This is a genomic window from Pseudomonas sp. 2995-1 (assembly GCF_002742505.1).
GTDB lineage: Bacteria > Pseudomonadota > Gammaproteobacteria > Pseudomonadales > Pseudomonadaceae > Aquipseudomonas > Aquipseudomonas sivasensis.
The window spans coordinates 1-339 of record NZ_LJSA01000603.1 but is presented as its reverse complement, the minus strand read 5'-3'; the positions used below and the strand labels follow the sequence as shown (position 1 = coordinate 339).

Genomic DNA, 339 nt, shown 5'->3' with positions numbered 1-339 from the left:
AATCAAGCCAATAATATCTGGCATATCTGATGTTGGGAAAAAACTGCCCCCAGTAAATGCAAAGAGTGTTACTACTCCCCCTGCAAACACATGGTTAATAGAATCATTTTCGTAACGAACAGAAATTGCTGTGAGTAAAGCAGTCAATCCTCCGACACATAATGCTAAGAGGAGATTAGTAACAGCTATTCCTATCCAAAAACTCAGTTCTCCTAACGGAAAGCTACTAAAAACTAAAGTAGAGAACACAAAGAGAATAAATAACTGACAAAACGCGATTATTGATGAAGAAATGACCTTCCCACTTATGTAGACGATTGGGTGTTGATTCGTCAGTAT

The 339-nt window shown here is 37.8% G+C and carries 1 protein-coding gene; it reads right to left on the bottom strand.

The genetic code is table 11. The annotated features are described in order from the left end of the window. A partial coding sequence (locus AOA61_RS31000; RefSeq protein WP_158234838.1) for an ABC transporter permease occupies nucleotides 1-339 on the bottom strand: 339 nt, incomplete at both ends.